We start from the raw sequence: 13,569 nt of genomic DNA on the forward strand, positions 1-13,569 counted from the left end.
TCCCATCGAGCGGGCGAACCCGCTGCCCAGGGCATAGACGCCCAGCACGTCCTGTGCCGCCATTCCGGCGATCTTCTCCACCACCACATCGGCGATGGTCGTCCGGCCGCGAGAACCTGGCTCGCCGCCGTGCCTTACGCCGGCGTTCTCCGTCATCGGGATATTCCTCCCTTAAGAAGCACACCTGAAGCTCTTTATTCCGATTATATTCATATAATGACCTTTCGCACCATATGTGGATCTTGAGGCGGGGTGGTCAGACGAGAGCTCCGAGCACCCCTGCCCGTAGCCCTCGCGGATTCCGGGCAGGGGGCGGAAGGAAGAGAACCGCGGTCGTAGAAGAAAGAGGGTGAGGGCCGGTGACAACCGAGGCGTTGACGCAGGCAGTACGGCACCAGCTCGACCTGGGCCGACTGCTCCCGCTGGGCGGGCCCGACGACGGGACATGGATTACCGAGCAAGCGGCCGTCCGGGACCTCGGGCTCGCGGCCGCTGGGATTCCCGGTGTCCGGCTGGAAACCCTGCGCATCGGGGCGGCACCGCTGGAGCCCGTGTCCGAGCCAGCCGTCCGTCCGCCGGCCAGCGCGCTACCACCTGGCCCGCTCAGGATCGAGGCCGCCTTCACGACATCCCTCGGGCAGCCACTGCCTCACACCGCCGAACAGTTGAGGAGCACACTGCTCAACGCGGCCGCTGAACGGCTCGGCCTGGCCACGATGACAGCCGACTTGCGCGTGACGGATCTCCATGAGGGCCCGGAGCCAGACGTCAGGTCGGTGGCCACACAGAGGGCCATGAGGCCCCCACCGGAGGTCGCCACCACGCGAACCTCGCCCCCGACGACCGGAACAGGACCCAAGCCGGGATCCACCGGGGAGCTCGCCGACGTCGCGGCGGCCGTTCCGGGCGTCGCCCGCCTCACCACCGTGCTGGGAAGCCGCCCGGTCAAGGTGGAGCACCATGACGATCCACCCGGCCGCCACATCGAGGTCCACCTCGCGGTCGCCCCCGGACACCACCCACTGGAAGTCGCCCGCGCCGTCCGGGCCGCGGTAGCCGACGCGGCCACCACGGACGCCCCGGGCCCGGTCACCGTCGCCGTCCTCATCACAGAAACCGCGGTCCTAGCCGACGGACGTCAACGGCAGATCGACGCGCCGGCCTGAACCGGTCCCATTTCTTCGGCGCCTCAGCGCTCTCCGGATGAGGAAGAAGGCCGCAATAGCAATCAGAGCAACCGGCGGTGAGCCGCCGCAGAAGCGCCTCCCGGCCCCGGTACTTCTAGCCGGGCAGCGCCCGGGAGGACACCACGTCCAGATCGGCCAGGTCCTCCCGCAGGGTCTCGGCCTGCCAGCGGTTCAGCCGGCGAAGGCGTACCGCGTTCCTCGGGAACGGCGTGTTTCCCTCGCCTGCGGCGGATGTTCCCGCCGGGGCGGGGCCGTCACAGCGCACCGCCCGCGGCAGCGGGGATCCCACGCGACGGAGCTCGAGCGGCCAGGATCGGGCGGAGCAGGAAGCCGGAGCCGGTGATCTCGAGGACACGGGCCATGGTCCGGGGCGGATAGTGCAGTTGCAGGGTCGTTCCGGCATCGGTGGCGAGCCGGGCTGCCGCGAGGAAGGCGTTGAGTCCGCTGGCGTCGCAGAAGGTGACCGCTGTGAGGTCGACGTCGACGGTGCGGATGCCGTCGCGCAGGCACTCGGCCAGAGCGGCGCGCACCAGCGGGGCCGTGACCAGGTCTATCTCTCCGGCGAGGGTGATCAGTGCACGGGTGTCGTGGTCGTGTCGGTAAACGCTCAGCTGGGGAAGGGCCATGGCTCCTCGGTTCGGACGACCGGTCGGAGAGCGCCGCCTGGCCGGGCCTGGTCGGGCCTGGCGGCGGGCGTACGGCCGATACGGGATGTGCGCGGTGACGGGTTGAACTGCCGGTCCGGTAGCCCGGTTTCACATTTTCAGCGGTGGCCGGACGGTTGTTCGGGGATGCGCCGAGGGCTCGGAACGGAAGGTCCGAGCCCGGCCGGCATCGAGTCGGGAAAGCTCCGGTCCGTCTTGTGTGATGCTGCGGCCCGGGTTCGGGGCCAGGGGGCTGTGTCCCGGGCTACGGGGCTCCGTTCCGGGCTGGGAAGCTGTACAGCGATCAGTTCGGCGGCGGGCCCCGGAGCGCCTTGCCGGTACACCCGTCCGGTCGGCGGGCGTGACGCCGGTGACGGCGAAATCCGTCCGGTCGAAGCGTCGTTGTCGTCACGTACGGCCAGGGCCACGGCCCGTACGGCCACGGCCATCGCGGCGCGTGCGCACCGGCGGACGGCTCCGCCGGTCCCCCGTCAGGCTTCTGGCCAACACCAGTAGTGAGCCGGAACTCTCCGGCACCGCGGTTCTACCGGTGGAGACTCACCACCACTCCCTTCCGGGGGCGACGCCGGGGCCGCAGCCACCCGCGTCCCCCGTCGCGATGGTCACGGCGGTCACCCATGTCGCTCGCTCCGGCCCGCCCACGTGCCTTTTTGCGGAACCGAGGGCGCCGGTCCCGAGACCGCCGACCGGGGACGGCCGTAGCGGAAGGCGGCGATGCGTTCATCGTGCTGCGAGTTGAGCAGATGGATGAGAAGCACGCCCAGAGCGATCATTCCCAGGATCACAGCCACAGTCACGAATGTCTCCACGGTTCTCATCTCCCCATCGGCTGATACGGCAGCGCGGCGGTGACGGCCGGGATCCGTGGACGTGCGTCCGGACCGCGGGCCTCATGTCCTCCTTCGGAGTCCCAGACCGCTTCCACGGCCCGGTCGGTCTCGGCCACCGTGCGCAGGCGCGCCGCCTCCTCCATCAACCGGCTCGCGGTCGATGTGCCCAGTGGGTCGCTCGCGGCGGCCATCAGCCAGGCGGCCGAGACGGGCGCCGTCTGCGGCGGGACCACCAGAAGGTTCCAGCGACCCATGTGGTACGAGAGCAGCAGCAGTTCGTGCGGGTCCTGCTCGGGCAGGAACCAGCCCACGTTCACCACATGCCCGGCGACGGGCACCTTACGCGGGACGACCGGCCAGTGGGTGGGATTCACCGTGACCCGGGTGATCCGCCCCCACAGCGGATCCAGTACGGCTGTCAGGGAGGGGAGTTCCGCCACCAGATCGCGGGAACGGGGCCACCATGCGCCGTCCAGCAGAGCCGGGGCGGGACCGGCGGGAGCAAGCGACAGACGGAGAGAAGACGAGGAGGAGCGGTCTTCGTCGAGTGTCGGCGAGGGGGAAATGGTCGCGGTCATGACGCGAACCCTGCCCCGGGCCGGCCGCAACCGACCCGGCATATTCAATCGCCGAAAACGACACAAGCATGGAAGCCGGTGCGCGAAATATCCTCGGTGTCTTCAGCGTACTCCTCGGACGAACCGAACGGACCGCGCGGCCGGCGGATGATTCCCGGCCCCCGCCGAACGCTCAGACGCGGTGCCACGCCGGACAAGTGTCGGGCAGAACGGGTCCAGGGGTGCAACTCGGGTGTGTCCGTGCGGGGCGGCTCGACGAGCTTGGCGACGTTGCGCATGATGAGCTCCTCGCGACAGGCGGAGGTCAGCGCCGAGCGCAGAACTCGGTTCGACTCTTTGGCGGTTGCAGCGGTGGCCCCCCTCTCCAGACGGACGAGAAAGCGGCGGACGTCTGCGACCTGCGGGGCACCAGCTGCGCCGCTCGCAGATCTGCACGGTGCATGGCGGGAGGACGGCCCGAGCAGGCGACCCCTGGATGCACCCACGGCCTTGGGATTTTTGGCATCCATGCCTGACACCAACATGGGCGAACGACGGCGTCTCGGGCACTCCCGCCGCGGACGCGACTTCTCCACGAGGAGCAGGCCACGCCACACAGTGCATGGCATACTTGCAGTATGGCAACCCGGAAGATCACCATCACCGTGCCGGAAGAGCTGGTGGAATCGATCAAGGAGCGCGTCGACGCACGCGGGGTGTCCGGCTACATCGCTGCCGCCGCCGCTCATCAGGACGCCATGGACCGACTGCGCGAGTTGGCCGAGCGTCTCGAAGAAGAACACGGCGCCGTGACGGACGACGAGCAGCAAACAGCACTGGACCGCATCGCCGCCATCGACGGCTGGCATGACGAGCAGCGATCACACTCGGACGAGGCCGCGTGAGCCGCACCGCCCCAGCGAAGCTGCACCGGCCGCGACAGCGCGTCTTCGTGTTCGACTCCGAGGCTCTCTCCAAGGCGGTTCAGGGCGATCGGGAGATGGCTGCGCTGATCAAGGCGGCCCCGCGGCTCGACATCCCGATCGTCACCTCGGCGCTCACGACCTTGGAGGCATGGGACCCTCGCGAAACGTCGAGGCAGGCGCTGTGGAACTGGACACTGTCCCGGATCCGCATCGTACACACGGACGAGCAGGTGATCGCCATGGCGCGCGACATGCTGAAAGCAGCCGGCCTGCATGGGCACAAATACGCCATCGATGCCATTCTGGCGGCTGTGGCCGGGCGAGAAGCCGCGCAGGGAGCTCAGGCAACCGTCTTCACCTCCGACGCCGACGACATGAATCAACTCCTCACGGGACACTCCGTGCGAGTCGAAAAGGTCTGACGAGAAGCCGCCCGCACCTCACGCCGACCACTCGCCGGCTCCCCCAGGCAACCCATGCCAGGCAGCATCCCCCGGCAGTTGCAGACGTGACGGGTTCCGACTGATCCTTTGCCCACTCCTCGAAGAGGGCAGTGTCGCCGGCGCTGCGGCCCGCCTCCACGTCACCGCACCGGCGATGAGCCGCTCCCTGGGCCGCATCCGCAAGGCCACCGGTGACCAGATCCTGGTACGCACCGGCCGCAGTATGTGGTCCCCACCCCCCGCGCGCTGGCCCTCCGCTCCCAGGTCCACGCCCTCGTGCAGCAGGCCCACCAACTTCTGTCCGCACAGCAGGAACTCGACCTGGCAGCTCTGGAGCGGGTGTTCACCGTGCGCTGGCACGACGCCCTGACCGCCGCCTGCGGCACGGCCCTGATCGCCGCCATCCACCGCCAAGCCCCCGGCGTCCAGCTGCGCCTGCCCGCCGAATCCGGCACGGAGACCCCCGAGCTACGACGGGGTGAGGTCGACCTCGAATCCAGCTCCAGCCGGCCGACGCTCCCCGACATCCGACACCGCCTCGTCGGCCGCGATCAGCTCGTTGTCGCCGTCCGGCCCGGCCACCCACTCACCGAAGGCCCGCTGAACCTCGAGCGCTACGCGGCCGCCGAACACCTCACCGTCTCGCGGCGCGGACGCCTGCGCGACCCGATCGACGACGCCCTGACCACGTACGGGCACGAACGCCGCGTCGTCGCCGCCTGCCCCACCGTCGCCTTCGCGCTGCAACTCGCCCCCGGCACCGACCTGGTGCTCACCCTTCCCGACGCGGCCACCCGCGCGGCCCGGGACCAACTCGGCCTGATCACACTGCCCCTGCCCCTCCAGATGCCCGCCATCCCGCTGTACCCGCTGTGGCACCAGCACTACGACGACGACCGCGCCCACACCTGGCTGCGCGACCTGGCCACCGAAACCGTCCAGGCACTGTTCGCATCACCGACCGCCTCCCAACTTCCCCTCACCTTCCGAACCGGGCGGTGATGACACCTGAGGCGAGCAGAGGCGGAATATCAACAGCACCAACGAGTTACGGAAGTACTTGCCGCAATTGGTGCCCGGCGTGACCACATGCAGACGGGCCCGCCGTGACCCTGCGGTTCACCGACAGTCGCTCGCGGCCCTCCTCGCCGTCCTGGAAGCTGTCGACCGTGACGCGCTCACCACCTGGCTCACCGAGATCAACGCCAAAGACCCCAACCCGCGACCCCAACGCGGTGTCCACGAAGAAACACGGGCGATCCGGCGAAGCCCGCCGACCCCACCAGGGCGCCGGGGCCGCCGCTTGCGGAGGCCGGGAAGAGGGGCCGTAGCGCCTGAGAATGCCTGACACTCCGAGTGTATTTCGTGCGTATCAGACATATGATGATAAGCGGGCCAGTGCACTCTCACGTGCCACGGCCCGGAAGGGCGGCCCCGGTGTGCATGCGCCGGGGCCGTTGCACACCGGCTCCCAAGGAGGTGCCCCGGCCACCCGGCCCGGTCGATCAGACCGGTACCCCGAGCTTGGCCCGCTCACCGGCGGCGTGCCCATGTCCGCGTCGGCCCAAGCCTCCTGTGGCGACGGGCGTTGGGAAGCGACATGCCGCCTGTGGCGTAATCGGCTCGTTGCACCGGTCGGCGATGCAAGCCTGTGCCGGTCTACAGCGTCGTGCCACGCCGATCGACGTTGACTGCGGGATGGATCCGAGAGGGTCGGGGTGTGCGCTGCCTCGGGGCACCGGAGTCGGGATACGTGATCGGAGTGTTGAAGGCGCCGACGCCGTTCCGGCCGGCACCGCCCCGCACCGGCTGCGGTTCGACCAGGCCGGGCCGCAGGGCCACCTGGCGAAGACTGCGTGGACACAGCCGCCCGATGGGTTCCATGCCTCCCGGGACGAAGGGAAGCAAACAGCGATGACGGATGGTGGGCGGAAGCCGGACAGGACTGGGGTGGACCGGTCGGAGGGGTTTGGCGAACGACTGCTGGGTGTGCTGCTGGACCGGGCCCACGAGATGCCGGCGGAGTTGATCGCCCCACTCATCGCGGAGGAGGTGGCCAGGGTCGGCGGCCGGGACGTCTCCATCCTCCTGCAGGACTACGAACAGGTGCTTCTGGTGCCGCTGCCAGGCCGGAGGCTGAAGCTCGGCGGCCCCGAGCCGGTCGACGACTCCCCCGCCGGCGAGGCGTTCCTGAGCCTCAGAACGGTGGAGGTGCCGGAGGGCGGCAGTGTGCGGATGTACCTGCCGCTGCTGGACGGCAGCGACCAGATCGGGGCGATGGCCGTCACCCTGGACAGCGTCGACGACGACGACCGGCGGTTGCTGCGCAGACTCGCCGGTCTGGTCGCGGACATGATCGTCACCAAGGACGCCTACACCGACCAGTTCTTCCAGGCCCGCCGCAGCGCCCCGATGAGCGTGGCCGCGGAGATCCAGTGGTCGTTGCTGCCCCCGCTGTCGATGACCGTTCCGCAGGTCGAGGTGGCCGGAATCCTGGAGCCCGCCTACGACGTGGCCGGCGACAGCTTCGACTACGCCCTCAACGGCGACATCCTTCACGTGGCCATGCTCGACGCGATGGGCCACGGGCTGGACGCGGCGACCATGGCGACGGTGGCCGTCGGCGCCTATCGCCACACGCGACGAGCCCATACCGATCTGTCCCAGGTGTACGCGTTCATGGACAGGGCCATCAATGAGCAGTTCGGCCACGATCACTTCGTCACCGCGCAGATCATGATTCTGAACATCAGCACAGGCCGGCTGCAATGGGTCAACGCCGGCCACCCGGCTCCGTTCCTGATCCGCGACCGCGCCGTGGTGGACCGGCTGGAGAGCCCGACCACGTTGCCGGTCGGCTTCGGTGGTGAGGAGCCGGTGGTCAGCGAGCGGATGCTGCAACCCGGCGACCGGTTGCTGTGCTTCACCGACGGCCTGATCGAGGAGCACCAGGCGGGCGGGGAACAGTTCGGTGAGGAGCAGCTCATCGAGTGGACCAACCGGATCCTCCGCGAGCGCACCGAGGTACGGGCGGTGGTGCGAGCGCTCTCCCACGCGCTGAAACACCAACGTGGCGGCACCACGAGCGACGACGCGACCATCTTCCTCGTCGAGTGGCGAGGCGGCGACGCCGATCATCTCGCCGCCCTCGACTGACGGGCCGGGCCGTCCGGCGGGAAGGGGGAGGTGCCGTCGTAACCCTGGGGCGACACGGCGGTGTTCGACGGCAGCCCAGCCGGCGTGGTGGGAGAGGTGAGCGACATGCCGGGCTCCTTGGCCTCGGTGGGGGTGAGCCGCTCCGGCGAGGGCGCGGCCGGGGGCACGCGCTGCCCCTGCGTGGGCGACGGGTGTGCCGCGGGGGCGGCGGTCAGCTGCTCCTGCCGGACGCGATCCGCTGCCCGCGCGAGCCGCCGCATTCGGGTCCCGTGGGAGAGCTGCCGACTTGGTCGCACGCGAAGAACCGGCGGAGCGCGTCGGCGACCTGTCGGGCGACTGCCGGGTACGAAGACACCCTTGGCGCGGCCGAGGCACGATCGGACAAGTGAGCGACTTCGGCGGCCATAAGGCGGAACCTGCCTCGAGCGCGAAGCACCCGGTGTGGTCGAACCAGGAGGACGAGACCGGCCTGAGCGCCGGTGTACGAAGGATCCTCGCGTCGCCAACTTACTCCCCCGAGTCCCAGAACGACGCGGGTCCATGACGACGGCCCGCTCCGGCACCTCGTGTTGGGGCCGTCGTCATCCGCACCATTGCGGCGTCTCCGGGGCCGGCGGCCGATCCCCCGCCAGGGCATCTCCGTAGAGGAAGGCAGCGATGCGTTCGTCGTGCTCCCGGCTTCGCGCATCGGCGCTGTCGGCGTCCTCCCGGTTTCAGGAGCCGCTGCCATGACGGATCGCTTCGTTCTCCGCCGTCAGCCCGTCGTCACAGCGAAGGCCGCCCGTCGTCACAGCGAAGGCCGCCCGTGGTACCCGCGGCAGCCATCAGCCGACCGGCGGCCACCGCGCCGGTCTCCGGTGAGACCACCAGCAGGTCACGCCGGACGCCGGTGGCGGAGAGGAGGACCAGTTCGTGGGCGTCCTGCTTGAGCGGTGCACGAAGAACTCCCGGTGTGTTCACGCTACTCCGCCCACGCCCCAGGCACGCACGTGTGACCAAGCGCTTTGTTGTCTCTTCGGTGCAGACCACGCGGGCCGACGGCGGAGAACCGGTCCTTTCGCTCATGCCGATCCCGTTCGCGGCTCGGGAGGAGCGGGTACCCGGGGTTTGCACATCACATCGGACATGGGCCGAGGCGATCGCCATGACGGACACCACAATCAGCACCGGATCTGCGGGCCGGACCGGCGCGGGCGTGAGCACACTGAAGGGCCGTACCGGGGCCGGGGCTCCGGCGGAGACCCGGGGGAAGACCACCGTCGCGGACGGCGTGGTGGCCAAGATCGCGGGCATGGCCGCCCGTGAGGTACCGGGCATCCACAACCTCGGCGGGGGCATGGCCCGCGCTTTCGGCGCCATGCGGGAACGCGTCCCCGGCGGAGGCGGAGGCGGCGGCGTCACACGAGGAGTGAAGGTCGAGGTCGGGGAGCGCCAGGCCGCCGTCGACCTGAACGTCGTCGTCGAGTACGGCGTCTCCATCGTCGACGTGGCCGGTGACGTGCGCTCCAACGTCATCAGCGCCGTGGAGCGGATGGCGGGCCTGGAGGTCGTCGAGGTCAACATCGCCGTCGACGACGTCCGCCTTCCCGACGAAGAGGAGGAGTCCGAAGGGGGTGAAGGCCGCGTGAGGTGAGCCGCCGATCCCCTCAGGTCGTCGTCGTGAGAGATCCTGTGGGGTGGGCGGCAGAGGCCGCTGCAACGCTGAATCGGCCGGGCGGCTGCGTCGGGAGTCCGTGTGCACAGACCTTTCCTGAGGATCCACCGGCGCATCCGTCCTGGGCGCCGCCGCGCTCCGGGACCGCACGGCTCTGCTGGGACGGGCCGGTCGGGGGGAGTCGGTGAGGAGCTCCTGGGGGCTCTGCTGGACCAGGGCCACGAAGTGCCGCCCCATCTCCTCGGCCCGCTCGTCGCCCGGGCTGTGGGCAGGCTCGGTGGCCGGGAGACCTCGGTCTTCCTGCAGGACTACGGCCAGGTGTGGCTGGTGCCCTTGCCGCTCGACGGGCTGACGGCCGGCGATCCGCAGCCGATCGAAAGCTCCGACGCCGGCCATGCCTTCCAGGCCGCGCGTCCCCTCGAAGTGCCGCGGACGGACGGCGTCCGCGTCTATCTGCCTCTGCAGGACGGCGGAGACCAGCTGGGCGTCATGGCCGTCACCCTGGACGAGGTGGTGGAGGACGACCGGCGGCTGCTGTGCCGGATCGCCGCTCTGGTGGCCGACATGCTGATGGCCAAGGACGGGTACACCGATCTCTTCTTCCGGGCCCGGCGCAGCGAGCCGATGACTGTGGCCGCGGAGATCCAGTGGGCGCTGCTGCCACCGCTGGCGATGTCCTCGCCCCGGGTCAGGCTGGCCGGAGTGCTGGAGCCCGCCTACGACGTGGCCGGCGACAGCTTCGACTACGCCCTCAACGGGGATCTGCTGCACGTGGCCATGGTCGACGCGATGGGCCACGGTCTGGACGCCGCCACGATGGCCACGGTGGCCATCGGCGCCTATCGGCATGCCCGGCGGATCAGTGTCGGGCTGTCGGAGATCTACGCGTTCATGGACCGGGCCGTCGCCGAGCAGTTCGGCCCCGATCACTTCGTGACCGCTCAGATGATGCGGCTCGACACGGCGACGGGCCGCTTCCAGTGGGTCAACGCGGGGCATCCGGCTCCGCTGCTGATCCGCGGACGCCGCGTCGTGCGGCAGCTGCACGGCCCGACGACGCTCCCCGTCGGCTTCGGCGGTCACGAACCCCTGATCAGTGAGCTGGACCTCGACCGCGGGGACCGGATCATGTGCTTCACGGACGGACTGGTGGAGGAGCACCTGGCCGGCGGTGTGGAGTTCGGCGAGGAACAGCTCATCCGCTGGGTGGAACGCGTCGAACGTACGGCGCAGAAGGTCCCGGCCGTGGCCCGGTCCCTCTCCCACGCGCTCAAGCTGGCGCGGGGCGGCGTCACGACGGACGACGCGACCCTCCTGCTGATCGAGTGGCGCGGTCCCGCTTGACCGGGCCGGGGCTTGCCGCGCGCGTACCCCACGCGGCGGCCGATGATGGGAACACGGCCGAACACGCGGAGCTGGTCATGACGGGTTGGCGGGTCCGGGACTACTCCCCGGACGATCTCGAGGGAGTCCTCCGTGTCGACATGGAGAGCGGCACGACCGAAGAGCCGGCCCTCTTCCCGCTCTCGGACGCCGTGACGGCCCTCCAGGCCCTCCACCCCGCTGTGGTGGCCACGGCGAACGACGTGATCGTCGGCGCCGCGGTGAGCAGGGTGGAGGGTGAGCGGGCGTGGATCCTGCGCATCTGCATGGCACCTGCCTGGCGGCACCAGGGGCTGGGCAGCGCCCTGATCACGGCCCTTGAGCGACGGCTCTTCACCGACGGTGTCCGCGCGGTGCACGCCGCCCTGCCCGCGGGCGAGACCGGTGCCACCGCACTGCGCCACTGCGACTTCGGCGCCCGATCGGGCCTGATCGTCTTCGAGAAGCGCAGACCGCTGCCCCCACAGGCGGCCGCCATGCTCTCCTCCCTCGGAGCGGAGCTGCCACCCGGCGGACTGTGGCAGAAGGTCGCGGGCATGCAGAAGGAGAAACAGCTCATCGAGCGCCGTCTGGTCCTGCCACTGGCCCATCCCGGACTGGCCGCGGAGCACGGTGTGGAGCTGCCGCGCGCGGTGATGCTGTTCGGTCCGCCCGGGACCGGCAAGAGCACCTTCGCGCACGCGATCGCCAGCCGCCTGGGATGGCCCTTCCTCGAGCTGTTCCCCGCGCGTCTGGCCGCCGAGTACGGCCTGGCGAGCGGGCTGAGCCGGCGCTTCGACGAGATCTCCCGGCTCGACCACGTCCTGGTGTTCATCGACGAGGTCGAGGAGGTCGCCGGCGCACGCAGCGGCGCGGACGCGACCGCGGTCGGCGTCGTCAACGAGCTGCTCAAGGCGATCGTCCGGTTCCGCAGCCAGGACGGGCGGCTGCTCGTCTGCGCCACGAACAACGTGACCACGCTCGACTCCGCGTTCCTGCGGCACGGCCGCTTCGACTACGTACTGCCGATCGGCCCTCCCGATCACCGCGCCAGGACCGCGCTCTGGGAGAGCTACCTGGCACGAGCGGGCGCGAAGGCCGACAGCGCGGCACTCGCGTCCGCCAGCGAAGGTTTCACACCGGCCGACATCGCCCACGTGGCGCGAACCGTCTCCCAGGCCGGGTTCGAGCGCACCTTCGACACCGGAACCCGCATCCTCCCCACCACGGACGACTACCTGGACACGATCCGCGACACCCAGCCCACGGTCAGCGCCACCGTGGCCCAGGAGTTCGCCGAACAGACGGAGCAGTACGCCCGCCTCTAGCGTCCCCGCCCGGGAAGCGCGGCCTCCTCGGCGCCCCCGGCCTCGGTCGGCAGCCGACGTGTCAGGCCGGCGGATGGGCCCCTGCCGTTTCAGCGGTGCCGATGAGTATCCGTCCGGCCGGGGTGACGTTGCCGTCGCGGACGGCCGGTGCCGACACGGCGTGCGCGGGACGCTCAGGAGACCGGGCAGCCGGGCAGCAGCCGGACCGCCGGACCGCCGGACCGCCGGACCGCCGGACCGCCGGACTGCCGGACTGCCGGACTGCCGGACTGCCGTTGTCACGGGACCGTGGCCACCACACCCCGTCGAGGACGCCTTCGCAACCCTGTCGTCTCCAGCCGGAACAGCGCGCACCCGTGCCGGTCCCGTCATGCAGACTGCCGATCACCTGCAGGATCCGCTCGTCGCCGATCTGTCGGATGAAGTCCGTGTGCTCAACCGGGACTTGGAGCACCGGCCGGGAAGGTGGAAGGCGGCCTGCCGTTGGGGGCCGCCGCCCCCTGGAGCGACGGCTCAGGAGAGGCGTTCTGGCGTTGCGGTGGGCTGGGGTGGTGCCGCGTGGCGCGGGCGCTGGGTGCCTGCCTCGCGCGCCAGGGCCCGCGCTGGTTGTCGCCGGTCGTGTGCCGGCGGACGCCGGGTGTTCCCGTCCGAGTCGGCGAGAGCCGGGGGGTGCCTGTGCCGAGCGGTGTGGTGAAGTGGTTTGGGCGGAACGACTGCGATTCGACTTGGGCTACGGCCTCGTCCAAGGGGGTTCGGCGGACGCCGGCCTGCCCGGTGACCACACGCATCACGCGGTCTCGCCCGGATGCGTCCGGTCGACCGGCGGCCTGCTGGCCTCCAGCCAGGAGCGGAGCCGGCCAACGCCCCGCTCGGGGTCGAGCGTGAGATGCAGACGCGTCCCCATGCCCGACGGGAGCGCCGGATAGCTGCGTTGCTCGCCCCCGGCGAACAGCAGCCGGAGAGCGTCCGCGACGCGCCGGGCCGCTTCGGCATCCAGGGAGACGATGCGGACCTCGACCCTGCCTTCGGCGGGAGGGTCATCCGGTACGTCCACGGTCAGGGACGAGTGCGGTGGGTGCAGGGGTTCGGTGGTCATCGTGCGGAACCTGTCCCGGGCCGTGGGAACGGCCCGTAAGGTGTCACGCGGCCTCTACAGCGCCGCGCGCCGAGGACGAGCCGGCCCTGTCACCGGTGATACGAAGTACCCTCGACCCTCCACACCGTACTCCTGGCACCCTCGGCGCAGCCCCTTCCGATTGCGGGCGGCGTACGGTTGAAGTACCGAGGGCATCACGCACTCCGGCCGCCACGCCGGGTCGTCCTCGGCGAGAGACGAATCCGGGCCGCCCCAGTGGTCGGCGCGGAGACGGGTCGGCATCGTGTCCGCCACGGTCGAAGCAAATCCGCGCAAGCTCTGCATGGCTGCGCCGGCACCGCGTACCCGTACCGGCCCGGGCCCCT

The 13,569-nt window shown here is 70.3% G+C and carries 13 protein-coding genes and 3 pseudogenes; 8 read left to right on the forward strand and 8 right to left on the reverse strand.

Translation table 11 applies throughout. The features are described from left to right. Positions 1–156, reverse strand: a pseudogene (locus ACFYWX_RS45995) (Asp23/Gls24 family envelope stress response protein); the annotation flags it as partial. Between the two features lie 203 nt (positions 157–359). Between ACFYWX_RS45995 and ACFYWX_RS46000 the strand changes: the two are divergent. Further along, complete coding sequence (locus tag ACFYWX_RS46000) at positions 360–1,166, forward strand: hypothetical protein (protein ID WP_389431499.1); 807 nt, start codon at positions 360–362, stop codon at positions 1,164–1,166. A 275-nt stretch (positions 1,167–1,441) separates the two neighbouring features. Here ACFYWX_RS46000 and ACFYWX_RS46005 read toward each other — a convergent pair whose 3' ends face one another. The 4 genes and pseudogenes from ACFYWX_RS46005 to ACFYWX_RS46020 form a co-directional block, all read right to left on the reverse strand. Beyond that, positions 1,442–1,813, reverse strand: coding sequence for an STAS domain-containing protein (locus tag ACFYWX_RS46005; RefSeq protein WP_389431500.1), 372 nt, complete (start codon positions 1,811–1,813; stop codon positions 1,442–1,444). 650 nt (positions 1,814–2,463) lie between these two features. Then, positions 2,464–2,661, reverse strand: a complete 198-nt coding sequence (locus tag ACFYWX_RS46010) for a hypothetical protein (RefSeq protein ID WP_389431501.1) — start codon at positions 2,659–2,661, stop codon at positions 2,464–2,466. Between the two features lie 5 nt (positions 2,662–2,666). After that, the gene (locus ACFYWX_RS46015; RefSeq protein WP_389431502.1) at positions 2,667–3,260 is read right to left on the reverse strand and encodes a DUF5994 family protein; all 594 of its coding nucleotides are present in this window, start codon (positions 3,258–3,260) and stop codon (positions 2,667–2,669) included. Between the two features lie 212 nt (positions 3,261–3,472). Next, positions 3,473–3,658, reverse strand: a pseudogene (locus tag ACFYWX_RS46020) (site-specific integrase); the annotation flags it as partial. Between the two features lie 219 nt (positions 3,659–3,877). On the opposite strand from ACFYWX_RS46020, the gene ACFYWX_RS46025 reads away from it, so the two are divergent. The 4 genes and pseudogenes from ACFYWX_RS46025 to ACFYWX_RS46040 all read left to right on the forward strand — a co-directional run bounded on the left by ACFYWX_RS46025 (position 3,878) and on the right by ACFYWX_RS46040 (position 7,764). Then, positions 3,878–4,144, forward strand: a complete 267-nt coding sequence (locus ACFYWX_RS46025) for a hypothetical protein (RefSeq protein WP_389431503.1) — start codon at positions 3,878–3,880, stop codon at positions 4,142–4,144. Beyond that, on the forward strand, positions 4,141–4,587 hold the full coding sequence (locus tag ACFYWX_RS46030) for a hypothetical protein (protein WP_389431504.1): 447 nt from the start codon (positions 4,141–4,143) through the stop codon (positions 4,585–4,587). Before ACFYWX_RS46025 ends, ACFYWX_RS46030 begins: the two co-directional genes overlap by 4 nt. Positions 4,588–4,687: 100 nt before the next feature. Further along, a pseudogene (locus ACFYWX_RS46035) lies at positions 4,688–5,610 on the forward strand (LysR family transcriptional regulator). Between the two features lie 912 nt (positions 5,611–6,522). Continuing rightward, complete coding sequence (locus ACFYWX_RS46040; RefSeq protein WP_389431505.1) at positions 6,523–7,764, forward strand: PP2C family protein-serine/threonine phosphatase; 1,242 nt, start codon at positions 6,523–6,525, stop codon at positions 7,762–7,764. On the opposite strand, the gene ACFYWX_RS46045 is transcribed toward ACFYWX_RS46040, so the two are convergent. Together ACFYWX_RS46045 and ACFYWX_RS46050 are read right to left on the reverse strand one after the other, a co-directional pair. Further along, positions 7,743–8,024 carry a hypothetical protein gene (locus ACFYWX_RS46045; protein WP_389431506.1) on the reverse strand — a complete coding sequence of 94 codons (282 nt, stop codon included), beginning with the start codon at positions 8,022–8,024 and terminating at the stop codon, positions 7,743–7,745. The genes ACFYWX_RS46040 and ACFYWX_RS46045 overlap by 22 nt on opposite strands. A 505-nt stretch (positions 8,025–8,529) precedes the next feature. After that, positions 8,530–8,724 carry a hypothetical protein gene (locus tag ACFYWX_RS46050; protein WP_389431507.1) on the reverse strand — a complete coding sequence of 65 codons (195 nt, stop codon included), beginning with the start codon at positions 8,722–8,724 and terminating at the stop codon, positions 8,530–8,532. A gap of 184 nt (positions 8,725–8,908) precedes the next feature. On the opposite strand from ACFYWX_RS46050, the gene ACFYWX_RS46055 reads away from it, so the two are divergent. From ACFYWX_RS46055 to ACFYWX_RS46065, 3 genes are all read left to right on the forward strand, one after another. After that, positions 8,909–9,397 (forward strand): Asp23/Gls24 family envelope stress response protein, encoded by a 489-nt coding sequence (locus tag ACFYWX_RS46055; protein WP_389431508.1) that lies wholly within the window; start codon positions 8,909–8,911, stop codon positions 9,395–9,397. A gap of 135 nt (positions 9,398–9,532) precedes the next feature. After that, a complete protein-coding gene (locus tag ACFYWX_RS46060; protein ID WP_389431543.1) occupies positions 9,533–10,762 on the forward strand; it encodes a PP2C family protein-serine/threonine phosphatase in 1,230 nt (409 codons plus the stop codon). Between the two features lie 77 nt (positions 10,763–10,839). After that, entirely contained in the window at positions 10,840–12,108 is a 1,269-nt protein-coding gene (locus ACFYWX_RS46065; protein ID WP_389431509.1) for an ATP-binding protein, read from the forward strand. A gap of 787 nt (positions 12,109–12,895) precedes the next feature. Here the strand turns inward: ACFYWX_RS46065 and ACFYWX_RS46070 are convergent. Beyond that, entirely contained in the window at positions 12,896–13,204 is a 309-nt protein-coding gene (locus tag ACFYWX_RS46070) for a hypothetical protein (protein WP_389431510.1), read from the reverse strand. Between the last annotated feature and the right edge of the window lie 365 nt (positions 13,205–13,569).

This window comes from Streptomyces sp. NPDC002888 (genome assembly GCF_042888465.1).
In the GTDB taxonomy this organism is placed as follows: domain Bacteria; phylum Actinomycetota; class Actinomycetes; order Streptomycetales; family Streptomycetaceae; genus Streptomyces.